This is a genomic window from Roseivirga seohaensis subsp. aquiponti (genome assembly GCF_001267955.1).
Lineage (GTDB): Bacteria > Bacteroidota > Bacteroidia > Cytophagales > Cyclobacteriaceae > Roseivirga > Roseivirga seohaensis.
In genome coordinates, this window is the sequence record NZ_JSVA01000008.1 from 239470 (window position 1) to 261870 (window position 22401).

22 protein-coding genes are annotated in these 22401 nt (G+C 38.4%); 14 read left to right on the forward strand and 8 right to left on the reverse strand.

What is annotated here, in order from left to right; translation table 11 throughout:
- Positions 1–2: 2 nt before the first annotated feature.
- Entirely contained in the window at positions 3–845 is an 843-nt protein-coding gene (locus OB69_RS07975; protein WP_053223176.1) for an endonuclease/exonuclease/phosphatase family protein, read from the reverse strand.
- A 219-nt stretch (positions 846–1064) separates the two neighbouring features.
- Complete coding sequence (locus tag OB69_RS07980) at positions 1065–1724, reverse strand: hypothetical protein (RefSeq protein ID WP_053223177.1); 660 nt, start codon at positions 1722–1724, stop codon at positions 1065–1067.
- 222 nt (positions 1725–1946) lie between these two features.
- Between OB69_RS07980 and OB69_RS07985 the strand changes: the two genes are divergently transcribed.
- The 3 genes from OB69_RS07985 to OB69_RS07995 all read left to right on the forward strand — a co-directional run bounded on the left by OB69_RS07985 (position 1947) and on the right by OB69_RS07995 (position 5437).
- Positions 1947–2399: a hypothetical protein gene (locus OB69_RS07985; protein ID WP_053223178.1), complete on the forward strand. Its 453-nt coding sequence runs from the start codon at positions 1947–1949 to the stop codon at positions 2397–2399.
- Positions 2400–2597: 198 nt separating this feature from the next.
- Positions 2598–4802, forward strand: coding sequence for a tetratricopeptide repeat-containing sensor histidine kinase (locus OB69_RS07990; RefSeq protein WP_185096883.1), 2205 nt, complete (start codon positions 2598–2600; stop codon positions 4800–4802).
- Positions 4799–5437, forward strand: coding sequence for a response regulator (locus OB69_RS07995; RefSeq protein ID WP_053223180.1), 639 nt, complete (start codon positions 4799–4801; stop codon positions 5435–5437). Before OB69_RS07990 ends, OB69_RS07995 begins: the two co-directional genes overlap by 4 nt.
- Positions 5438–5459: 22 nt before the next feature.
- Here OB69_RS07995 and OB69_RS08000 read toward each other — a convergent pair whose 3' ends face one another.
- From OB69_RS08000 to OB69_RS08010, 3 genes are read right to left on the reverse strand one after another with little or no spacing between them, the layout of a single operon-like run.
- Positions 5460–5942: a GyrI-like domain-containing protein gene (locus OB69_RS08000; RefSeq protein ID WP_053223181.1), complete on the reverse strand. Its 483-nt coding sequence runs from the start codon at positions 5940–5942 to the stop codon at positions 5460–5462.
- A 14-nt stretch (positions 5943–5956) separates the two neighbouring features.
- Positions 5957–7675, reverse strand: a complete 1719-nt coding sequence (locus tag OB69_RS08005) for an amidohydrolase (protein ID WP_053223182.1) — start codon at positions 7673–7675, stop codon at positions 5957–5959.
- Positions 7676–7733: 58 nt separating this feature from the next.
- Positions 7734–8744 (reverse strand): acyl-CoA reductase, encoded by a 1011-nt coding sequence (locus OB69_RS08010; protein ID WP_053223183.1) that lies wholly within the window; start codon positions 8742–8744, stop codon positions 7734–7736.
- Positions 8745–8895: 151 nt separating this feature from the next.
- On the opposite strand from OB69_RS08010, the gene OB69_RS08015 reads away from it, so the two are divergent.
- Positions 8896–9240: a 4Fe-4S binding protein gene (locus OB69_RS08015; RefSeq protein ID WP_053223184.1), complete on the forward strand. Its 345-nt coding sequence runs from the start codon at positions 8896–8898 to the stop codon at positions 9238–9240.
- Between the two features lie 73 nt (positions 9241–9313).
- On the opposite strand, the gene OB69_RS08020 is transcribed toward OB69_RS08015, so the two are convergent.
- Entirely contained in the window at positions 9314–10219 is a 906-nt protein-coding gene (locus tag OB69_RS08020) for a DUF58 domain-containing protein (protein WP_053223185.1), read from the reverse strand.
- Between the two features lie 191 nt (positions 10220–10410).
- On the opposite strand from OB69_RS08020, the gene OB69_RS08025 reads away from it, so the two are divergent.
- The 4 genes from OB69_RS08025 (at position 10411) to cas6 (ending at position 13962) form a co-directional block, all read left to right on the forward strand.
- Complete coding sequence (locus OB69_RS08025) at positions 10411–10755, forward strand: DUF3276 family protein (RefSeq protein WP_053223186.1); 345 nt, start codon at positions 10411–10413, stop codon at positions 10753–10755.
- 60 nt (positions 10756–10815) lie between these two features.
- The gene (locus tag OB69_RS08030) at positions 10816–11901 is read left to right on the forward strand and encodes an AI-2E family transporter (RefSeq protein WP_053223187.1); all 1086 of its coding nucleotides are present in this window, start codon (positions 10816–10818) and stop codon (positions 11899–11901) included.
- Between the two features lie 9 nt (positions 11902–11910).
- A complete protein-coding gene (gene ychF, locus OB69_RS08035) occupies positions 11911–13008 on the forward strand; it encodes a redox-regulated ATPase YchF (protein ID WP_053223188.1) in 1098 nt (365 codons plus the stop codon).
- 135 nt (positions 13009–13143) lie between these two features.
- Positions 13144–13962: a CRISPR-associated endoribonuclease Cas6 gene (gene cas6, locus OB69_RS08040; RefSeq protein WP_053223189.1), complete on the forward strand. Its 819-nt coding sequence runs from the start codon at positions 13144–13146 to the stop codon at positions 13960–13962.
- Here cas6 and OB69_RS08045 read toward each other — a convergent pair.
- A complete protein-coding gene (locus tag OB69_RS08045; RefSeq protein ID WP_082338120.1) occupies positions 13959–15278 on the reverse strand; it encodes a type IX secretion system plug protein in 1320 nt (439 codons plus the stop codon). The two genes, cas6 and OB69_RS08045, sit on opposite strands and share 4 nt — an antisense overlap.
- A gap of 151 nt (positions 15279–15429) precedes the next feature.
- On the opposite strand from OB69_RS08045, the gene OB69_RS08050 reads away from it, so the two are divergent.
- From OB69_RS08050 to OB69_RS08065, 4 genes are read left to right on the forward strand one after another with little or no spacing between them, the layout of a single operon-like run.
- The gene (locus tag OB69_RS08050) at positions 15430–15999 is read left to right on the forward strand and encodes an RNA polymerase sigma factor (protein WP_053223191.1); all 570 of its coding nucleotides are present in this window, start codon (positions 15430–15432) and stop codon (positions 15997–15999) included.
- Positions 15986–17323: an outer membrane protein gene (locus OB69_RS08055; RefSeq protein ID WP_053223192.1), complete on the forward strand. Its 1338-nt coding sequence runs from the start codon at positions 15986–15988 to the stop codon at positions 17321–17323. Before OB69_RS08050 ends, OB69_RS08055 begins: the two co-directional genes overlap by 14 nt.
- Positions 17324–17330: 7 nt before the next feature.
- Entirely contained in the window at positions 17331–17738 is a 408-nt protein-coding gene (locus tag OB69_RS08060; RefSeq protein ID WP_053223193.1) for a hypothetical protein, read from the forward strand.
- A 9-nt stretch (positions 17739–17747) separates the two neighbouring features.
- Complete coding sequence (locus OB69_RS08065; RefSeq protein ID WP_157608513.1) at positions 17748–18137, forward strand: hypothetical protein; 390 nt, start codon at positions 17748–17750, stop codon at positions 18135–18137.
- Here the strand turns inward: OB69_RS08065 and OB69_RS08070 are convergent.
- The gene (locus OB69_RS08070) at positions 18134–20050 is read right to left on the reverse strand and encodes an ABC-F family ATP-binding cassette domain-containing protein (protein ID WP_053223195.1); all 1917 of its coding nucleotides are present in this window, start codon (positions 20048–20050) and stop codon (positions 18134–18136) included. The genes OB69_RS08065 and OB69_RS08070 overlap by 4 nt on opposite strands.
- A gap of 130 nt (positions 20051–20180) precedes the next feature.
- On the opposite strand from OB69_RS08070, the gene OB69_RS08075 reads away from it, so the two are divergent.
- Positions 20181–21326 carry a PQQ-dependent sugar dehydrogenase gene (locus OB69_RS08075; protein ID WP_053223312.1) on the forward strand — a complete coding sequence of 382 codons (1146 nt, stop codon included), beginning with the start codon at positions 20181–20183 and terminating at the stop codon, positions 21324–21326.
- Between the two features lie 32 nt (positions 21327–21358).
- The gene (locus OB69_RS08080; protein ID WP_053223196.1) at positions 21359–22363 is read left to right on the forward strand and encodes an ABC transporter ATP-binding protein; all 1005 of its coding nucleotides are present in this window, start codon (positions 21359–21361) and stop codon (positions 22361–22363) included.
- Positions 22364–22401: the final 38 nt, after the last annotated feature.

Here is a 22401-nt window from a genome sequence, read left to right on the forward strand (position 1 = left end):
TACTATTGTTTTAATATTGCCTCTACCACAACTGGTAAATGATCAGAAGGGTATTTTTTGTCTTTAGAGTCACTTAATACGGCATATTTTCTTACTTCAACTTTATAAGGGTTGGTGAAAATATAGTCGATTCGTCTGGTTACAGGCTCATTATGTTTAAATCCGTTGAAAGTACCTTTGGGGCCAAAAACTAAGTCAGTGCTATAGTGGCGAGCATCGTTCATTCTAGAACTGAGTTTTTGAATAGGTTCAGAATCTGGTTCTAGGTTTAAATCTCCCATTAAAAAGACAGGTAGATTCTCCATGTTCAGTTTTCTTATTTCAGTTGTAATAAGATCTACACTGTTTGCTCTTGCGGTATCTCCTACATGATCGAAATGGGTATTGAAAACCCAAAATTTTTGATTGGTAACTTTATGCTGAAACAAGGCATAGGTGCAAATTCTTTCGAGTGCGGCATCCCAGCCTACACTAGGTTTTTCTGGAGTTTCCGAAAGCCAAAATGTATTTTGATTGATCAGTTCTAGGTTTTCACTTTTGTAGAAAATCGCGGTGTATTCTCCTGCTTCTTTACCATCATCTCGGCCTACGCCAATATGATTGTAGGTGGGTAAAGCATCTTCTAAAAAAGTAACTTGATGTGCAAGCCCTTCTTGAATTCCCAAAACATCTGGTTCGATAAAGTTAATTTGGTTTGCAAGCCAGCGCTTACGCAATTCCCAATGGTTTTCTCCATCATTCGGGTTGTCATAGCGAATATTATAGGTCATTACTTTAATTGGTGTCTGTCCAATTAAACTTATGCTAAGTAGAATGGTGAATAGGGGAACGAGTAATTTACGCATAGGCCAAAGTTCGTAATTGATTTGGAGATTATAAAACAAACTGACTGTTCAGCTAACCAAATTTTAGGCCAGAGATGTAGGTGATTGGTTAGGCTTTGCTGGTCTTAATTTTGTAAATAGCTATAAAAAGAAAAAGGTGCCCGTACGGCACCCTTCCTCTCCTAAACACCACTATGATTGGATAACCATTTAATCCAACTGCTAGCGAAAATCTTTAATCTATACTTTATGTACTGGTATAGGCCCCATGTAAAAAAGTGATACTGTACCCCCTGCGTTTGATGCGGCTCTTTGAACGTTACAAATGGCATCAGTTTGTGGAATAGGGGAAGAGGGAGCGCCTATAGGTTTATTGCCACATATTGGAGGAGCTACGCTTGCTGTACATATATCGCAGCCATATGGAAAAACGCCAATATTCCCAATGTTTTTACCAAGCGCTGCATTTTTGAACTTTGTTACATTTGGATGGTTTGGTCCTGCATTCCATTTCTCTCCATCTGTTAAAAGAAATTTTAAGTAAGAGTTTGCTCCTGATACATTGCTTATATCCACTGTTTCCCAACTTTTTGGGTTAGTACTGTATGAATTTAAAGTGAATTCGGCCAAGTTAATCCCCATAGGGAAATCGTCTGTTGGGCAATTAAGCGGTGGAGAATTGAATGCGATATTGCCACTAAATGTTTTGCCTTGCGGAGAATTGTACGAAATGAATTTACCAGGGCCTAAAACAAAGTAACCTTGATTTGAACTTGTTGTTTCTTTAACAAAGGGTATTTTACTAATGTCAGAGATGTACTCCTCCCCCTCGTCTAAAGTAAGGTAAACCTTTACCTCTTCTGTCCAGTCGTTAATAATTATTAGTTCAGTAGTTCCCATTGTGGTTTTTTAGATAAATCAGTAAATCTTCTTGCTTAGCTACTTAAATAGACTTGAAGAAATATGGATGATCTAATGTTTAAGACATTCCAAAATTGGGGGATTAAAAGAAGGGTTTAATCGGCTGTAAGTAGTAATTTCACGATACCACTTTAGAGGTATCGGCCAAAATGTTAGTAGGCGTACTTTTGAAGAGAGATTTCAACTAAAACCAGTATAATTATGTCAACAGTAAGCACATACCCATTAGGCACCAATGGTGTCTATGGGTCAGCAGAATGCCTTGTAGCCAAAGGGTTACAATTTGAGAATGTTCAAGGAGGAGGGTTCGGAGTTCCTAAGGTTTTTGCACCACATTTAAAATTGGTAAAGAATGCAACTACAAAATGTTCTGAGCTCAGCATAGTGTTTTATGCCCCCTCTAACTTTGTGCTCGATGCTAAATCAGCCATAGTGTGTACTTACATGGGAACAGAGCTTTTTGTTTTTATAAATTTAAGTGAGGAAGGTACTCCAGATAGTATGCTTCAGTGCTTTAATTTTAAAGTGTGTTTTACCAAAGAGTTTTCAAGAAAACTGATAAAGAGAAATATTTTTGTGATTCCCGTACACGGAGACCCAGAAGAGGGTGAGGTTGGTAAAGCAACTGACGATGGAGAGGAAGAAGTAGATTAATTGTAAATTTAGACCATGGGATTAAGGCATATGTTTCGGCCATTATTTTTTACGTTACCGCTAGGTCTCATGGCCTTTTTTTTAACTTTTTTAATAGAGGCAAGTCCTTATCAAGATCAATCAAAAATAACCGCTCTTCAAGCCCAGGCAGAAGAAATGGGTAAAAGCAATATTGATTCAGTGTTGCTATTGCTAAAAATGGCAGAGAATTTAGCTTCTCCTAAAACCCTTGAAAATGTTCAGGCCGAAAGCGAATGGGTAAAAGCAAAGACTTATTATGCATTAAAGGATTATGTCAAGTCGCAGCAATACTCCTTAACAGCCATTCAAAAAGCTACTAATACCCAAAACTACGAAGTGCTAGCTAAGGCCTATAACTTAATGGGGGTTTTAGAGAAGAGAAATGGCGACCTTAGCTTAGCTGAAGCGCATTATCGCAAGAGTTTGGAAAATAGGCAAATGTTATCAGATTCTGCAGGAATGGCCAAAACGCTCCAAAACATAGCGAATATTTTTAGAGATACAGGAGCTACAGATAGTGCTTTTATTTATTATCAAAGAAGTATTGATATAAAGCAGGAATTAAAAGATACGGTATCGCTCGGTATTACTATTACTAACCTTGGGGTTTATTATTCTGAAATAGGGCGCTACGAAAAGGCAATTGAAAAGTACAATGAGGCCAATGTCTTTCATGTAAAGACCAATTACCAGAAAGGGATAGCTAATAATTTTAATAATATAGGTAATTGCTATAATAATATGGGCTTTTTTAAATTGGCGCTCAACTTTTACCTTAAAAGCTTGGTAATATATAGGTCTTTGGAAGATGTAAAAGCAAATGAAGCGAGCACTCTACACAATATTGGGTTGCTGTATAAAAGGTTGTCTGATTTACCGCTTGCCTTAGAGTACTTCGATAAAAGTTTGGCCATCTATGAATCACTAGATAGTGAAATTGATAAGGCGCAAGTTTATTTAAGTATGGCTGATGTTTACCTTCTTCAAAATTCACCGGGTGAGGCCTTGGAGTACTTAAAGTTGAGTGAAGAGATTTATACAGATAGAAACAGAACCCGCGATTTGGCTATGGTTCAACATGGTTATGGAATTGCATACAAGCAGTTAAACGAGTACGACAAGGCCAAAGCTTACTATCAGGAAAGTATTTTGAGGAAAGAAGAGTTAAAGGATTCTGATGCTCTAGGTCAAACTTACAACAGTTTAGCCATAGCCAATTACGATACGAAAGAGTATGCCGAAGCTTTACGAAATTATCAGAAGGCTTATGATATTGGTAAGGAGCTTAAGCTGCCTTCGCTAATTCGTAGGTCTTTATTAGGGCTTTCAGAAGTTAATCAAGCTTTAGGTCGTTCATCCAAAGCTTACGACTATCGTCTTCAATACGAAGTGGTGAAGGATAGTTTGGATAATGTTGAAAAGGCGAGTCAACTGGCTGAGATCAGAGAAATCTATGAGTCGGAAAAGAAGGACAAGCAGATTTCGCAACTGGAACTTGAGAACGAAGTGGTAAATGCAAAAAGTGAAGCAAATGCGGCATTGGCCCAAAAGGAAGCAGCAAATAAGTTAGTGTTCATTATTTTAGCGATTGCTCTATTTGTTTTGGTACTCATATTTTACTTCTATTTTAGGCAGCGCCTTGTGTTGACTAAATTGAAGATAAATGAAGAGAAGGAATCGCGAAACAAGGAAGTAAATCAACTAATGATTCAACAACAAACCAAAACCCTAGAGGCAATGGTAGAAGGGCAGGAGCAAGAACGTAAGCGAATCGCCAAAGAACTACATGATCATTTTGGTAGCTTAATGGCTACGGTAAAAGTGAATTTAACTACGGTGGCGGCTAATAAGCAAATTACACCCGAAAGCGAGCAACAAATGCAGCATTTGGCCAAACTTGTAGATCAAGCGTGTATAGACATTCGAAGCCTTTCTCATTCCATGCATGTAGGTATTTCAGAAGCCTTTGGTTTGGTGCCTGCGTTAAAGGACTTGACCAATTCCATTTCTCAATCAGGGAAAATTCAAGTGTCATTTCATTCTTCTAACTGTGCAGAAAAACTAGATTCTACCATTGAAATTACGGCTTATAGAGTAATTCAAGAGCTTGTAAGTAATGTGTTGAAACACGCAAAGGCCACAAAGCTTACCATTCAATTAACCTGCTTAGAAGATATTATCAACATTATTGTAGAAGATAACGGTCGTGGTTTCGATGCTGATTTTTTAATTAAGAATTCGCAAGGAATGGGGCTTAAGAGTTTACAAGAAAGAATTACCGAATTGCATGGGGAATTTGAAGTAGACAGCAGACCTGAAAAAGGAACTACGGTTATTATTGATTTACCCATATCTATTGAACAAACCCTGTTAAAAGTATGATACGCGCCTTGCTTGTAGATGATCATCAATTATTTGGTGAAGGAGTTCGCTCTATGTTTAATTCCAATGATGGAATTGAAATTGTGAAAATTACTACCAACGGCAATAACGTTCCATCCATACTTTCTGAAATAGAGGTTGATATGATTCTAATGGATATTAGTATGCCATTGATTGATGGCGTTGGGGTTTTAGAGTTGATGAAAAAGAACGGTTTGGATGTTCCTGTATTAATGCTCACCATGCACCAAGACATGAAGTACATTAGAAGAACATTGGAAACAGGTGCGCAAGGCTATATTCTTAAAGATGCTTCAAAATCAGAGTTGACAGAAGCTATTGAAAAGGTAAGTAGAAGAGAAAACTATTTTCACCCAAAAATCAATAATCAAATTTTTGACTATTTACGAGGTAATAAAAACCCCAGCGAGGGGAACTTAGTAGATCAACTATCAGATAGAGAAAAGGAAATTATTGGCTGTATTGGCAAGGGAATGAACAGTAAGGCCATTGCGGAAGCGCTTTTTATTAGTGAGCATACAGTTAAAACCCATCGTAGAAACATCATGCACAAACTGGGAGTGAAAAACACCGCGGAGTTGATCTCCTTTTCAATGGAAAAAGGAATAATTTGACAGGGCAAACCCGGCCTATAACTTAGTTTTTTGGCTTAATTGGAATCCATATTTCTTCTTCAGAATTGGGGTCTGCATTTTTGTACTTAGCTCCTAAAATTTCGAAGTGAGGTCTGTTGTCTAAATTGTAATCTGATTTAGGTAACCATGTTCCGAAGATGTAAGCAAAAATGCTGTGATCTGTACTTGAGCCTTTGTAGTCGAATACTGCATAAAGCCCTTCTTCTAACATAAAACTTTCCATTCCTTCGGGAATAGTATTAAAGTCAGAAACTTCAACCCCAGCCCATTTTTCAAAGGTTTGGTCAAACCGACCAAGAGTTAAAGGTTCAGAATATACCTGCAGAGAAATGAGGTTGGAGTTGAGCGTATTCCCTATTTCTTTTCGTCTGGGCATAAAGCTGCCCCAAAGTTCCCCAGTTCGATTATTGGCAAGCGACATTTCTAGTCGCTTACCAACAATTCTCTTTTGCTCAATCCTTACAATTCTAGGTTCTGTATCCATTTTAATTGATCAGCTTACTGTTTGGCTTCGTAAAGAATTTTTCCACCTACAATGGTCATCGCAACTTTGGTTTTTAGAATTTCTGCTTCGGGAATAGTCATAATGTCTTTATCGAAAACAGTAAAGTCTGCTACTTTTCCCACCTCAATACTGCCTTTAAAGTCTTCTTCGAACTCGCTATAAGCCCCAAAAATGGTAAATGATTTCAAGGCTTGTTCACGTGTCATTTTCTGATTAGGCTCGAATCCACCTTCGGGTAAACCTGCTAATGTTTTTCGAGAAACTGATGCATAAAAAGAAGGGATGGGATCAACAGGCTCTACTGGTGCATCGGTTCCGTTTGGAATAATTGCCCCAGATTTAAGTAAGTCTTGCCATACATAAGCACCTTCTTCTATTCTAGCTTTACCCAGTCGGTCAATTGCCCAAGGTCGGTCTGAGCTCATGTGAATGGCTTGCATGGCCGGAATAACGCCTAATTGCCCGAAACGAGGAATGTCTGCGCCACTCAAATGTTGTGCATGCTCAATTCTAAAACGGTGATCTGTGGCCAAATCAGGGTGTTTCTCAAAAGCAGCTTGATAGCGATCTAGGATTTCTCGGTTAGCACGGTCGCCAATGGCGTGAGAGCAAACCTGAAAACCATGCTGAAGCCCTTTTTCTGAAACTTCAGTTACCATCTCCATTGGCAGTGTTTCGTGCCCAGTATGGCCAGCTCTGTCGGTATAATCTTCTAAAAGCCAAGCACCACGAGGGCCTAAAGCGCCATCGCAATTTAATTTGATAGAGCGGACAGTTACATAATGGTCTGGATCGATCATAGGACCTCTTTCATACCATCGTTCAAGCAGTTCTGGCGACCTTCCTGTAAGCATAACATACATTCTGATTCCAAGCTTTCCTTCAGTCTTAAATCGCTCTAATCTATCGATAAAGTTCTGGCCTGAGCCAGCATCGTGAAAACTAGTAATTCCTTTTTCCAAACATTCTTGAATGGCCATTTCTAAAGCTTGGTCGTCTTTATCTTCGGTAGTTCCAGGCACTAAACGCCCTACCAAACCAGAGGCACGTTCTGTAAATACTCCTGTTGGGTTGCCTAGGTCATCCTTAATTATTTCGCCACCTTCTACTTGACTTGACAGTTGTTCAATACTCAAGCGGTTTACACCTGCCAGCTGCATCGCTTTTTCATTAGCAAAGGTGGCATGACCACTGGCGTGTCGAAGATAAACGGGGTTATCTGGTGAAACGGCACTTAATTTATCATGCGTTTGAAAGCCTTTTACCATATTGTCGGGGCGCTCTATCCATTTATCTTGATGCCAGCCACGGCCCGTAATCCACTCGCCTGGCTTAGCTTTCTGAACTGCTTCTGCCACTTTTTCCACCAGTTCATCATAGGTTTTAACATACATTAAATCCAGTTCTAGTTTGTTATAGCCAATGCCCATTAAGTGCCCATGAGATTCGATAAAGCCTGGAGTCATGGTTTTGCCATTAAGGTCTATTACTTTGGTTTCTTTGCCTTTCATAGCCTCAATTTCGGTCAGACTTCCTGTGGCTACGATCACCCCATCTTTTACAGCAACCGCCTCAACTTTAGAGTTGTTAATATCTGAAGTGTAAATGTGTCCATTGGTATAAATGGCATCTGCCGTGTCGGCTGAATTGCAAGAGAGTACCGTGAGCAAAAGATATAGCCCTAGGCAAAGGAGTTTAGAAGTGGTTTTCATAGTTAAGAATTGATTTTGCTGATGAATCTAATCCTTTTGTTTGAAACCTACAACGGCTTTATATGCCACTCAAGAATTCTAGGGTGTCAACCCCATCGGCATAGTCTGAAAGTTCGGGCTGTTGCGCTTTTCCTAAGGGGATACTGCCTTCATACCAGCCATTGGCAGAAACCACACACTGAATTTTGTTGTGATGTTGGGCAAGGGTTAGGTCTAGATCTGCTTGGCTGGTGTAATATTCATAATAGAGCACTGAAATAGGAGAGACCAACGCTTCACTTTCTCTCATTAGAAAGAAACCAGAGTCGAGGTGTGGTTCGCCATTTACGAGATAGATAGATTTATTGTAATCGTAATTATTACGGTATTTATGATGGTCGAGCACCTTTTCATAACCCATAAGTGCATCGATCAATTTTACGAAATCATAACCTTTGGGCGCATATATTTTAGAGATGTTTCTGCAGCCTAAACCAAAATATTGGAAGTAATCTTTACCAAAATTGGTGAGTTCTTCTGCCGTTTCGTCACCCTTAATCACTGCAACAGCCGTGCGGTTTTGCCTGATTATGTGCGGATGTTTAGCAAAATAGTGTTTAAAATAGCGGGCACTGTTATCGGAACCCGTAGCAATAATGGCGTCCGCTTCATTCATTCTTTCAGCATGAATAATGTTAACCCCGAGCGTTTCAGAGATGACGTTGATTTCTGAAATCATAAACTGCATCAAGATTTTGTCTTGAGAAGACAGCTTTACCATGGCGATATGCCCAGAAATAAGTACTGAAAGCAGGTCATGAAAACCGACCAATGGAATATTGCCTGCCATTACCAAACCAACTTTTTTCGGGGTGGAGGGCTCAAGTACATAATCCTTAACCCAAGTAGAAAGTGATTCCTCTGTTAGAGATTCGCTCCAAGCATTGAGCGCCTGTTGAACGCTTTCCGCTGTAAACCACGAGTTTTCATTACCTGCACGAAAACACAAGTTGTCGATTTCTGTATCACTTAGCGATTTGATTCGTTCTCCTAACTGGGCAAAGGCCTGAATTCTTTCCTTAAGTATCATATTCTGTAAATCTTGGGCAAAAATACACCTTATGTTTACTTCAAAGTCAAAATAGTGATTAGTTTTGCAGCAAATAAAAACCTTTGGCGAAGAAACTTCGTCAGATAGTTTTTGTTTATGAATTGATTACAAACTACAAAGGAGATCAGAAATGGCAATTATTATAACTGACGAATGTATCAATTGTGGGGCCTGCGAACCAGAATGCCCAAATACTGCTATATATGAAGGTGGCCAAGAATGGAACTGGGCAGGCGGTACTGACCTTCGTGAAGTAGAATTAGAAGATGGAACTGTGTTGGACGCTAATGATATGCAGGAGCCTGTTTCAGACGAATTCTATTATATCGTTCCAGGAAAATGCACAGAGTGTACTGGTTTTCATGAAGAGCCTCAGTGTGCGGCTGTTTGTCCAGTTGATTGCTGTGTAGATGACCCAGATTATAGAGAAACGGAAGAAGAGTTAATGGCCAAAAAAGAGTGGTTACACGTTTAAGTCGTTGCTTTGTTAAAATATAGTCAGAGCCTTCAGAAATGAAGGCTTTTTTTGTGTCTTTATTTTTTGAACACTAAGCCATTTTTCTTCTCTTGATTAGGTATGAATTTAAAATCTGATCGAAACCCAAATTAATGTCGGCTTCAATCAAGTCGATTTTCAGTTTTGCGCACTTCAAGTAGAGTTCTTTGTAATAGCTGTCCATTTGAATTTTGAAGTCCTTTTTAATGGCGGCTGGGTTGAGTTTTATTCTTTCTTTGGTTTCTGAATCTATAAACTCATAAGGGCGATCTTCAAAATCAAAGTCGAATTCTGTTTTATGATCTGTAACATGGAAGAGCAGAACTTCGTGTTTTTTGTGCTTTAAATGCTGAAGCGCTGCTAATATTTCAGCCTCATTATTTTCATTATCGAACATATCACTGAAAATAACAATCAGCGATCTTCTATGTACTTTTTCCGCCAACTGGTGGAGAATGGTAGCGACATTGGTTCGTTTTTCGGTTTTCTGCTTTTCAAGCAAACTATTAAACTGAATGAACAACTTATGAATATGTGAAGCAGACGATTTTACTGGGGTTTCTAATTCTAATTTGTCACTGAATGTATGTAGCCCAACAGCATCTCGTTGTTTGTGTAGCAAGTAAGTAAGGGCCGCACCAGCCAACACACTAAATCGCATTTTTCCATAATTGTGCTCAGGGTAATACATGGAAGACGACTGGTCTATTACGATTTGGCATCTAAGGTTGGTTTCTTCTTCGTATCGTTTTGTATATAAACGGTCGTTTTTAGCGAAAATCTTCCAATCTACATGGCGCGTACTTTCCCCTGTATTGTAAAGCCTATGTTCTGCAAACTCTACCGAAAAACCATGGTATGGCGATTTGTGAAGTCCCGTAATAAAGCCTTCAACCATCTGTTTGGCAAGGAGTTCAATGTTTGTAAATTGTTTTACGTCATCTAGAGAAAACTTCATAAGCAAAATTGAATTAAGGTCTAAAATACGCCTTTATGCGAATCTTCATGCCAAATAGAGTACTGTTTTCTATATATTAAGTTTACGGAATTATACATTCGGCTATTGCAATAGTAATTATTATTGGCTTATATTGGATAAGTTTTTAGCGTTATATCTACGTGGTAATTTACCAAACTAAATGTTGAATAGTGGAAGAGAACAAGGATAGTGACAAGAATGAGATTTTTTCGAAGAGGGTAAGGGCAGGTAAGAGAACCTATTTTTTTGATGTAAAGTCAACACGCTCAAACGACTATTACCTTACCATTACGGAAAGCAAAAGGAAGTATAAGGACGATGGTTTTACTTATGAAAAGCATAAGATTTTCCTTTACAAAGAAGACTTTAATAAATTTATGGAGGCATTTGGTTCTGCGGTGGATCATGTAAAAACCGAACTAATGCCCGAATTTGACTTTGATCAGTTTGATAACGAAGAAGATGAAGCATTGGTCGAGTCTTCTTCTGAGGGATCTGATTTGAAGTGGGATTAAGGAAATTTTAAATAAGAAGACTTAAGAGTTCTTGATTTCTCAGGAGCTCTTTTTTTTGATATGAAAAGAACAGCCATATATATCGCTCTGATTATAGCAGCCTTGCTTCTGTTCATATATTTTTTCACCAGCATTTTTACTTACTTGGTATTGTCGTTGGTGTTGGCTTCTATTTTAAGGCCTTTGGTTGAAAAAATTAGTGGTGCTAGATTTTTCAACCTCAAAGTACCAAGATGGCTAGCTATTCTGATGGCTTTTGGCGCTATGATTTTGGTACTTACCTTATTCGTTATTTTGTTCATTCCGCTAATTGATGATCAAATATCCTTACTTTCTACATTAGATATCGATTCTGTTACCGAGAGCATTCTTGAGCCGATTCGGTCGTTCGAAGAGTTTTTGCTTGAAAAAAGGTTGTCGAATGAATCGCCAGGTTTTTTGGTGGAGGGCTTGCGCGATACCATTACTGAAGCTATAAGTAAGATTCAGGTACAGAGTATTCTCAATATTATTTTGTCGTTTTTGAGTAGCTTTTTTGTAGGCTTGCTAGCACTAAGTTTTATCACTTTCCTATTGCTTTATGAAAAGGGACTTTTAAGGAATAGTATTATTGTAGCCATACCAAATAAGTATTTTGAAGTTTCTATTGCAGCCTTAGATAAAATTGAAAAGCTACTCTCAAACTATCTTCTTGGCCTGTCTTTTCAAGTAATTGTCATCTTTACTATGGCTTCTATTGGGCTTACAATTATGGGCATTAAATACTCTCTTACTATTGCTCTCTTTGCAGCTTTGGCCAACCTTATCCCTTATGCTGGGCCGCTATTGGGTTCGGCATTTGGTATTATTGTAGGGCTTTCTACTTCGCCCGACTTAGTCACTTCAAATGATTATATGTTCTTAATTATAAAAGTTGTTTCGGTGTTCTCTGTAATTCAGCTTACAGATAATATTCTACTTCAGCCATTGATTTTCTCCAAATCTGTTAAAGTACATCCGTTAGAAATATTTGTTATTATCTTTGCGGGCGCTTCTATAGCGGGCATCTCCGGAATGATCGCTGCTATTCCTGCATATACTATTATCAGGGTGTCGGTAGTCGAACTTAGAAGGGGATATAAACAGTACAGTATTTTCAGATCATAGCAAATTACCATGGGACTTCAGTGTGGGATTGTAGGATTGCCAAATGTGGGCAAATCCACCCTTTTTAATGCATTATCCAGTGCCAAAGCAGAGGCAGCAAATTTTCCTTTTTGTACTATTGAACCCAATGTAGGGGTGGTTACCGTGCCAGACCCGAGGTTGAAGGTGTTAGAAAAATTGGTAAATCCACAACGAGTGTTGCCTACGGTAATTGAGTTTGTAGATATTGCTGGCTTGGTAAAGGGGGCTTCAAAAGGTGAAGGTTTAGGAAATAAATTCTTGGCCAATATTAGAGAAGTAGATGCCATTCTTCACGTAGTGCGTTGCTTTGAAGACGATAACGTAGTGCATGTGGCCGGCTCAGTAGACCCTATGTTCGACAAGGAAGTAATTGATACAGAATTACAACTGAAAGACCTTGAGTCGATTGAGAAGAAAATTCTGAAGAATTCGAAAATCGCGAAATCAGGAGATGCGGTAGCCAAAAGAGAACTCGCAATTTTAGAGAAATTTAAAGCAGCACTAGAGGCCGGTAAAAACGCTAGGGCTGTAGAAGCTACTAAAGAAGATTTAGCCGCAGTAAGTGATTTGAAATTACTTACCATTAAGCCAGTAATTTATGTAGCCAATGTGGAGGAAGCGTCAGTTAACTCTGGTAATAAATTTGTTGATGCGCTTCGCGAAGGAGTGAAGGAAGAAAACGCTGAGGTGATTATTGTTTCTGCTGCTATTGAAGCTCAAATTGCTGAACTGGAAGAAGAAGATGAAAAACAGATGTTCCTTGAGGAATATGGATTGACAGAATCTGGATTAAGCCAGTTGATTCGTGCGTCATATTCAATTTTAGACCTAATTACTTACTTTACAGCAGGTGTTAAAGAGGTGAGGGCATGGACCATCAAAAAAGGCTGGACTGCACCGCAAGCTGCAGGTGTAATTCATACCGATTTTGAGAAAGGCTTTATTAAAGCTGAGGTAATTAAGATTGCTGACTATGAGCAGTATAAAACCGAGGTGGCTGTAAAAGAAGCAGGTAAAATGTCTATCGAAGGCAAAGAATACATTGTTAAAGATGGTGATGTGATGCACTTTAGATTCAATGTTTAATTGCAGCTATAAAACAATTCAATAAAAATTTCGCTTGTCATTGAACAAACTTTGACGACATTAAGTTATCGCTATACCCAATTGATTTATAGCCGTATAAGTCATTGAGTGTTTTTTAATTAAAGTTGAGTTGTTGTGAGAGTAAGGATTATTTTTAAACTTAAGAATAGAGGGGCAGTTCTTCCATTTCATCACCAATATATTCTAGCTCAGTTTATAAAGGGCGTGATTGTGAATGGTGGATCGAAGGAATTTATTGATTATCCATATTACAGTTTTTCGGGGTTGAAGGGCCAAACTAAGGTAAGTAGAACAGGTTTGCATTATTTTTCAAATTTGGTAACACTTGTTTTGTCGTCACCTAATAAGGAATTTATCGATTATGTGCTCACCGAAATTTTTAAGTTCGACCAGTTTGAATTGGGTAATCTTCAATTGATTCCCCAGAACACGGAGTTGGAGAAACTTCCGGAGTTTACTTCAGAGATGAAGTATATATGTATATCCCCAATTATTCCTGTTACTGCCACTTACAATGGTCCTGAAGGAAAGCGTTTTATTGAACCCGAGAAGGACGAGTTCTCTGACTTTCTATTTGACTCTACTGTACAAAGAATGGAAGAATCTGGCCAATATAATATTGAGCAAATTGAGGGCTTTAATAAATTTCAGGCTGTTCCGGATAAAGAATACTTGAACAAACTAAGGGAGAAGGACAAGAAGTTTGCTCGAATTTACTCTTTATTCGATATGGATGTAAAGTACGAAGTAAGAGGATATACGCTGCCTTTTAAATTATATGCAGCTAAGGAAGTGCAAGAATTTATATTTAATTGCGGAATCGGAAATTATACTTACAAGGGTTTTGGAATGGTCGACTTGGCCAATGCAAATCCGATTGATAGATCAACACAGTATACCTTTTCAAAGAATATTTCTGCCAAGCAGGATTAGCGTCTGCCGTTGTAATCAATTCTAGAATATCCGACTAAAATATCTCCACGTCCACCAATGGGTTTGAAGTAAACATAAATCTCGTAGAGGTTTTCGGTTTCAAAAAAGCTTTGTTCAAATTCATTTGGCGCTGTTGGGTCTGCGCTCCAATAGGAGTAGTCATACCAGCCTTGTTTCAGAAGGTATTCTGTTTCGTAAACTTCTTTTTGGGTATTCCATTTTAGTTTCGATTCACGATCTCTCTTCCAATTGTTAAAGGCGCCAAGCAAGTAAATATCTGTAAGCCGTTTTTCGGTTTTTAAACTGAAGGTGGTAGCTATATACTCCGAAGTTATTGCAAAAGTGCCACCTCCTTCTAAATCACGAATATAGTATTGACCATTAAGATCCAGATTCTGGAAATAACCATCTTTTCTCATCTCATCTATTCCCAATTGAGCAAATGGTTTATTGTTTTCAAAACCTGCATCTATCACATTTCTACCCTTAAAGTTTACCGTACTTAGGTCAAAATACCTAAACTCATTTCCTCCGGGAAAATCATTTTCGCTACCTAAGTTTTGATAACGGATTACCTTGCTGTTTTCATCAATAAAAGTGGGGTTAAGCTTCAATTGCATATCTGGCCTTTGATTTTGCCTAACAATCACTTTGAAATCTTCTCTTGGGTCAATGCTGTTAAGGTTGCCATAGTTTATGGTCACTTCTATGCGCTGATGGGTTAATCTATCGCCTACCGAACTAGAGCGAGATATATTTCCACCCACACCCACTTCATTTTGATAAACTCTAAATCGTTTGCTTAAAATGATGTCTTCTTTATTTCTGTCTCTGTAAACAACGGCTATATAATTACCGGTAGACTGAAATTGAGGCAATCGATATTTATAATGGACATAATTGATTTTGGATTCGCTACTAAACTCGAAATCTTCAATTTCAAATTCATTGAAGTTATTCAGATACATATTTGGTCTTAAATCAGAGGGCGTCCAATCGGAATTGCAATGAATAAATTGCACAAAGTAATAATCGGCATCATCTCTTAGGTCATCAAATTCAAGTAAGAGTTTTGTGGTTTGATCTAGTTCAGCAATGGCAGGAGCAAGGCTGCTTTGAATGGAGCTGCCTTCAGGATACATCCGGACAGTTTTAATTGTGCTTTCGTACGTTTCGTCCTCAAATCTCAACTCCTTCTTTGCCTGAAAACCCATTAAGGGTTGCAGAAGGAGAACAGATGATACTAAAACTAAGATTGATTTTAATTTCAAAGTGATGCTTTTGATGCAAATTAACATATCATTCGCTTTCAACATAAATTATTAATTGAATTAGAGTTTCTGTCTATTTTGGTGCGAAGATTGTGCCGTTCTTAATTTTTAAGCTTTAACCACATAACGTTTACAACCCTAACTTTGTGTTTGGTGTCTAACAAATCGGAAGAAGGAAACCGGTACTTCTGCATAAATGAACCTAGACGAAAATCTAATTGAACGTAGCATAAAAGGGGATCATAAGGCTCAGCGAGAGCTCTATGACCGGTATGCGCAAAAACTAATGCCCATGGCAATGCGCTATGCCAAGTCTCAAGAAGATGCAGAGGATATTTTGCAAGATGCATTCATTAAGATTTTCAACAGTTTAGATTCTTTTAGAAAGGAAGCACAATTTCTTACATGGTTAAAAAGGATTGTAATCAATACGGCCATAAATCATAACCGAAAGAAAATGTATCAGCAACCCATGCTAGATATAGAGAAAGTGGCTCTAATGCATGTTGAGTCTGATTTGACACTCTCTAATATGCATTTTACAGAAATTCTAGCCATGATGCAGAAGTTGCCAGTGGGGTCAAGAACCATCTTTAACCTGTTTGCAATTGAAGGATATGGGCATAAGGAAATTGCAGAAATGTTGGAGATAAGTGAAGGCACATCTAAGTCACAATACTCTAGAGCACGAGTGCTCTTAAGATCAATGATTGATGATGCCAATAAAGTTGTTCAAACTAATTATTTGTCAGATGAGCGATTTTGAGAACGGGTTAAAGGAAATGTTTGAAGGGGCTGAGTTTAAGCCCTCTGATCGCGTTTGGGCTGGTGTTGAAGCTGGTTTAAAAGCTAAAAAGAAGAAAGGAGTGTTCTTCTATTGGCAAACTTATGGTATAGCGGCTGGTATAGCTTTGATTTTAAGTTTTGGCTTTCTTTTTTCTGATCGCTTTAAGGGAAATGAACAAAGTCTAACGAAGGAAAGTAAAGCTGAGGTACAGAATAAGTCATCTGAAAGTGATACAGATAAACAAAACACCACGGATCAAGATGGTGTTTTAGCACCTATTGATAAACCTTCAACAAATGACCAGTTGGATGAGGAAATAAGTACTAGGCTCCAAGCTTCAAATTCAAGCCATAATTCTGAGTTATACCCTAGCTCAAAACCCTTTCAGAAAGAAGAAAATACGGTATTGGCGTTGGTTCAATCGTCTGAATTTAAAAGAAATAGTGAGCAGCTAGATTATGCTCAACTGAGAGCCCCGCAGCGCAGTATTCATATATTAAAGGGATTATGGGACATGAAGCATATGGTAGCTTCATTGGATTTGAAAGATTATAAAACTGAAGGTTTCATGGAAAATGAACCGAAAGCTTTAGCCTTAACTGGAGGTTTGAGTGGAGGAAGCTTTAACCCAAATCCTTCACGTAATTCATTAGATATGTTTTCAAGGACTGATTCTCCTACTGGTACTAACGATGTGGCTTTATCTTCAGTAAGTAATGGTAGCGATAAACAATTAGGCTCATTGGGTTTTGGCGCGGGCTTAGGCTTTGAACTAACAGATAGATGGGGCTTGAATTTAGGGGCTCGGTATTCTGAGTATCGTTTTGCCAATCAATCAAATGCTTACTCTGTTGAAAATGGCGTTTCTTACCCTATTTATATTCCCGCAGGCTATTCTGGCGAAGTGTATTTTACGGGTAATTATGATATAACCAATACAATTAAGAGTATCTCTATTCCGGTTCAAGCATCATTTAAGTTATTAGAATTAGGTAAATTCAATATGCAAATGAAGGCAGGGCTCAGTGCAGATTATTTCCTGAGTTATCAAATAAAAGGTGAATTAGAGTCGCTTGAGGTTCGTAAAGTGAATTTTTCAAATGATGGTTTGTTTGACCGTTTTAATGTGGCTGGCTTAAGTGCTTTGGCATTAAATTACAAGTTGAGCGAAGAATGGGGCATTTCTGCCGAAGGCTATTACAGGAAGTTTTTAAACTCTACCAATCAAGAAACTTCATCTCCATCTAGTCCATCTGTGGTGGGCGTAGGCTTTAGCTTAAATTATTTTTTAAATCGTAAATAGAATTAATATGAAAAAGTTAGTTATTGCTTTTGGCATTGCTCTAGGGGCGTACGTACTAATAAGTTGCTCTAAAATTGATGAATTTGGTTTAGATAAGAATGCAACCTTGGAGGAAGCCTTAGTTAGGTTAGGAGACATTCAGAGTGATATTGAAGGTATGGTGGCAGATAAGTCATGCAATGGTGGAGGTGACTGCAAAGTATTAGCTTATGGAAAAAAAGCTTGCGGTGGTCCTTCAACTTATGTGATTTATAGCAGCAATGTTGATGAGGCTCTTTTAGAAAAGAAAAGTAATGAATACACTGCATTGCAAGATGAAGTAAATCGTAGGTTTGGCTTGATAAGTGATTGTAGCATAATGGCTGTTCCAGAAGTAACTTGTGTGGATGGTAAATGTGTAATAGTTGAACTTTAGTTTCAGGTTATGATGATCGATAAGAGAATTTTAGTGGCTTTTTTAATCTTTATTTCCTCCATGGTTTTTTCCTGCGATGAGGAGTACGAGGTGTTTGAAGGCGGTGAATTCTCTCTAAGGTTAAATCAACCTAAAAGATTGATTGATGGCTCGGTGCTTGAACTGGTGGGGGTTGAAGATTCTCGTTGCCCAGAAAATACAAATTGTATATGGGAAGGCAGATCGGCCGTGAAAATAAAGTGGACGAGAAACGAAATTTATGATATTGATTTGAATGATGTTGAATACATCCATGTGCAAGTGGAAGAGTACTTGGTCACCTTAGTTGAGGTAAATCCATACCCTACCACTGGCCTAAATGATGAAAAGGTGGTGAAGATTAAAATAGAATTAAATTAATTCACCTCAATCGTATCAATCATTTCGGCAATTTCTTCCCAACTGCTCTGAGCCGTTTCTAGTTTTTTAGTCAACTCATCGTATTCCGATTGCTTTTCTTGCAGCTTATTAAAATCTCCAAAAATCTCTGGTTTAGCCATCTCAGCTTCTAAAGCTCCTTTTTTCGATTCTAACTTTTCTATCTCGTTTTCTACATTCCCAAGCTGGTTTTGAAGCTTCTTCAACTCCTGTAGATTTGGATCTTTTGGCGGCCTTTGTTGCTGAGTAGGCTTTTCTTTTTGCACTTTAACTTCAGCAACTTTCGGCTTTTGTTCTGCTTCCTTTTTCTGTTGCCAGTACACGTATTCATCATAGGTACCTGGGTATTCCTTGATTTGATGGTCTTCGATGTACCAAATCTTATTCGCGATTTGCGAAATAAAGTGCCTGTCGTGAGATACGATTAGGAAAGTGCCCTCATACTGCTGTAAGGCTTGAATGAGGATATTAACAGATAGAAAATCCAAATGGTTAGTAGGCTCATCCATCATCAGGAAGTTGGCCTCTGAAATCAAAGTTTTAGCCAAAGCCACTCTTGATTTTTCGCCCCCAGAGAGTACTTTAATTTTCTTAAAAACATCGTCATTCGAGAATAAAAAGCAACCAAGAATCGCCCTTAACTCCATTTCTGATTTTTCACTACCTGCCTGAGAAAGCTCCTGAAGAATTTCGTTGTTAACGTTTAAGGCTTCTAACTGATGCTGCGCATAAAATGTAGTCAAAACATTAAAGCCTTCCTTTCTCTCGCCAGTCACTTTTTCTGTTCCAGCAATCACGCGGAGCAAAGTTGATTTACCTTTTCCGTTGGCGCCAATCAATGCAATTTTATCGCCTCGCTCAATTTTGGCGGTGGTATTTTTTAGAATGGTTAAGTCGCCATAGGATTTCGAAATATTATCCAATTCAATGATAGATCGCCCAGACTTTTGTTTGAAACCGAACTTGAAATTCATCACCATTGAATCATCAACAATGTCTTCAATCTTATCCATTCGCTCCAAAGATTTCACCCTAGATTGAACCTGACGAGCCTTTGTGGCTTTAGATCGAAAGCGCTCAATAAACTGTTCGGTTTGCTTAATTTGCTGTTGCTGGTTTTCAAATGCATTCTTTTGAATTTCTTCACGCATTTGTTTTTCCTTCATATAAAAGGAATAATTACCGCTATACTGCGTCAGTTTTTGGTTAGCAACTTCTACAATTGAAGTAGCAACATTATCGATAAAGGAACGGTCGTGAGAAACTACTATTACCGCTCCTTCATAAGTTTTTAAATAGTTTTCTATCCATTGAATGGAAGGTAAATCCAAGTGGTTAGTAGGCTCATCGAGCATTAATAACGAAGGCTTTTCAAGGAGTAACTTGGCCAGCATTACCCTCATTCTCCACCCTCCTGAAAACTCCTTCAACGGACGGTTTAAGTCTTCCGTTCTAAAACCAATTCCTTCCAGAATTGCCTCGGCATCCGACTGCATAGAATAGCCACCAAGCGTTTCGAATTGGTCTTGCGCTTTGGCCAATTCATCTACCAACTGATCGTGATAGTTGGTTTCCATTTCCTTTAGAATCCGCTCTATGGTAGCTTGAAGCTCATTCGCTTTACCAAAGGCTTGCATGGCTACGGCTAAAATACTTTCTTCAGACTGATAAGAGAGAAGGTCTTGATTTAAGAACCCAATGCTGCAATCTTTACTTTTACTTACATCGCCAGAAGTAGGAGGGAACTCCCCATCGATAATTCTCAATAGTGTTGACTTACCCTTTCCGTTAAGGCCTATCAAACCGATTTTATCCTTCGACTTAATATGAAGTGAGGCGTTTTCGTAAAGGGCTCGCCCTCCAATAAGGTACGATAAGTTGTTGATTGCAATCATGCCGCAAAATTAGTGTTTGTAAAGCCAATTCAAACGTTTATAAAAGTATTATTGGTAGATATCCATTTGTCAAATCTTTTTTAACTCTTAGCGGTTAATAGTCTACCTTTCGCGACTAAATGAAATGGATATGATAAAGGGTATTTCAAGAATATTTTCAATTGGTTTGCTCACGCTAATGGGCGCTAACGTCAATGTTTGGGCGCAAAGCGAAATTGATTTGTCGAAAATCAAACTCCCTGAAGGGTTTAAGATTTCTATTTATGCAGAAGGAATTACAGACGCACGCTCATTGAGCAGTACTCCTGATGGGAAAACCGTGTTTGTTGGAAACAGAAGAAGAAAGAATGTGTATGCGCTTACCGATACTGATGGAGACATGGTAGCTGATAAGACGTACAAATGGGCATCAAAAACAGGTAAGGATTGGAATATGCCCAACGGTGTGGCCTATCATAACGGAGATTTATATGTGGCCGAAGTCAACAGAATCCTCCGTTTTCCTGATATCATGAATAATTTGGATGACCCAAAACAAGAGGTGATTTTCGAAGATTACCCAACAGACGCTCATCATGGGTGGAAGTTTGTTGCCTTTGGTCCTGATGGCAAGCTTTACGTTCCAGTAGGAGCGCCTTGCAATGTTTGCGAGAGCGAAAAGGAAGTTTATGCATCGATAACCAGAATGAATCCTGATGGTTCGAACATGGAAATATATGCTACTGGGGTAAGAAATAGTGTAGGATTTGCTTGGGATCCAAAGACCCAAAAAATGTGGTTTACCGATAACGGAAGAGACATGATGGGGGATGATATCCCAGCTTGTGAACTTAATTTTGCTCCAGAAAAAGGGATGAATTTTGGGTTTCCTTATTGGCACCAAGGCGATATTCCAGACCCAGACTTTGGCGATAAATTTCCAAGAACGAATTTCACAGAGCCAAAATATAAGTTTGAACCGCATTCTGCTCCATTAGGCCTAAGGTTCTATCAAGGAGATATGTTTCCAGCCAAGTATAAAAACAATATTATTGTTGCTCAACATGGTTCATGGAATCGCTCGCTAGATGCAGGGCATATTGGTTACCAGTTGCGCTTTGTTCAGGTAGAAGGAGATAAGGTAATAAGTAGTGAAATTTTCGCTTCTGGCTGGTTAGATCAAAAAACCAATAAGGGTTGGGGAAAGCCTGTAGATATTTTAGAAATGCCTGATGGCTCTATTCTAGTTTCTGATGATGTTGCTGGTGTGATTTATCGTATTTCTTATGAAAAATAACCTGTTGGAAACCAAAGGTAAATAAGAAGCTATTGAAATTTCTTAAAGTAAATAAAGTATCAAAAACCTATTCGGGTAGTGAAAAGCCAGCGGTTTCTGATCTGGCTTTTTCAATGCAGAAGGGCGAAATCATTTCCTTTGTAGGCGCCAGTGGTTCAGGTAAATCTACCTTATTGAAAATGATAGGCGGATTGATTTCGCCAGAAAAAGGAACCATCTGTTTTCAAGGAAAGGAATTGGATAAGCCAGAAGATAAGCTTATTCCTGGCCAAGAAGGAATAAAAATGGTGTTCCAAGATTTGCGATTAATGCCAAATCGAACCGTGGAGGAAAATATTAAATATCCACTCTTATTATTTGATAAAGACTATCAAAATGATCGAGTGGAAGAACTCTTAGAGATTTGTCATCTTCAAGAATTTAGAAAAAGATTACCGCGAGAACTCTCTGGTGGCCAGCAGCAGCGTTTGGCTTTGGCTAAAACACTTGCCGAAGAACCTGAGCTTCTTTTAATGGATGAGCCATTTAGCAATCTAGATCCTATTGTTAAGAGTAAACTTATTGTTGAAGTGAGTGAAATTATCCGAAATCAACAATTGAGCTTGATTATGGTAACGCATGATACTCAAGATGCACTAATGCTTTCAGATAAGGTTGGCTTTATGTCTGACGGTAAATTGCTACAGTTTGATTCTCCATTGAATATTTACAACAAGCCAAAAAGCGTTGAAATTGCAGCGTTTTTCGGAAGCGTCAATATTTTTAGTAAAGCTGAGTTTTTAAGTGTTTTCCATAAAAAAATGAACATTAAAAAGGGGCAGCAAATTGTTGTTCGTTCAGAAAGTTTTGAAACGGAATTCCAAGTTGGTGCTTTAAAGCTTGAAGGGGTGGTTTCAGCTACTTTTTTTAAGGGAAATGGGTACTTGATTAAGTTGAAGGTTGGTAATCATTCGGTTGATGTGTTTGCTAAAAATCAATTGAAAATTGGAGATAAGCTACCCTTTTATGTCGATGGTCACAATATCTTAGTCATTTAGAGTTATCTTGTTCTTTTTTAATATAGAAAATTCTTCAT

What these genes read in the sequence shown, in the direction of transcription:
- OB69_RS08020 (WP_053223185.1), bottom strand. Translation starts at nt 10,219, where the DNA reads ATGAAGTTTTCTCTAGATGACGTAAAACAATTTACAAACATTGAACTC.
- OB69_RS08075 (WP_053223312.1), top strand. Translation starts at nt 20,181, where the DNA reads ATGATAAAGGGTATTTCAAGAATATTTTCAATTGGTTTGCTCACGCTA.
- ychF (WP_053223188.1), top strand. Translation starts at nt 11,911, where the DNA reads ATGGGACTTCAGTGTGGGATTGTAGGATTGCCAAATGTGGGCAAATCC.
- OB69_RS08050 (WP_053223191.1), top strand. Translation starts at nt 15,430, where the DNA reads ATGAACCTAGACGAAAATCTAATTGAACGTAGCATAAAAGGGGATCAT.
- OB69_RS08010 (WP_053223183.1), bottom strand. Translation starts at nt 8,744, where the DNA reads ATGATACTTAAGGAAAGAATTCAGGCCTTTGCCCAGTTAGGAGAACGA.
- OB69_RS08000 (WP_053223181.1), bottom strand. Translation starts at nt 5,942, where the DNA reads ATGGATACAGAACCTAGAATTGTAAGGATTGAGCAAAAGAGAATTGTT.
- OB69_RS08015 (WP_053223184.1), top strand. Translation starts at nt 8,896, where the DNA reads ATGGCAATTATTATAACTGACGAATGTATCAATTGTGGGGCCTGCGAA.
- OB69_RS07995 (WP_053223180.1), top strand. Translation starts at nt 4,799, where the DNA reads ATGATACGCGCCTTGCTTGTAGATGATCATCAATTATTTGGTGAAGGA.
- OB69_RS08065 (WP_157608513.1), top strand. Translation starts at nt 17,748, where the DNA reads ATGATGATCGATAAGAGAATTTTAGTGGCTTTTTTAATCTTTATTTCC.
- OB69_RS08005 (WP_053223182.1), bottom strand. Translation starts at nt 7,675, where the DNA reads ATGAAAACCACTTCTAAACTCCTTTGCCTAGGGCTATATCTTTTGCTC.
- OB69_RS08030 (WP_053223187.1), top strand. Translation starts at nt 10,816, where the DNA reads ATGAAAAGAACAGCCATATATATCGCTCTGATTATAGCAGCCTTGCTT.
- OB69_RS07990 (WP_185096883.1), top strand. Translation starts at nt 2,598, where the DNA reads ATGGCAGAGAATTTAGCTTCTCCTAAAACCCTTGAAAATGTTCAGGCC.
- OB69_RS07985 (WP_053223178.1), top strand. Translation starts at nt 1,947, where the DNA reads ATGTCAACAGTAAGCACATACCCATTAGGCACCAATGGTGTCTATGGG.
- OB69_RS08045 (WP_082338120.1), bottom strand. Translation starts at nt 15,278, where the DNA reads ATGTTGAAAGCGAATGATATGTTAATTTGCATCAAAAGCATCACTTTG.
- OB69_RS08070 (WP_053223195.1), bottom strand. Translation starts at nt 20,050, where the DNA reads ATGATTGCAATCAACAACTTATCGTACCTTATTGGAGGGCGAGCCCTT.
- OB69_RS07980 (WP_053223177.1), bottom strand. Translation starts at nt 1,724, where the DNA reads ATGGGAACTACTGAACTAATAATTATTAACGACTGGACAGAAGAGGTA.
- OB69_RS07975 (WP_053223176.1), bottom strand. Translation starts at nt 845, where the DNA reads ATGCGTAAATTACTCGTTCCCCTATTCACCATTCTACTTAGCATAAGT.
- OB69_RS08060 (WP_053223193.1), top strand. Translation starts at nt 17,331, where the DNA reads ATGAAAAAGTTAGTTATTGCTTTTGGCATTGCTCTAGGGGCGTACGTA.
- OB69_RS08055 (WP_053223192.1), top strand. Translation starts at nt 15,986, where the DNA reads ATGAGCGATTTTGAGAACGGGTTAAAGGAAATGTTTGAAGGGGCTGAG.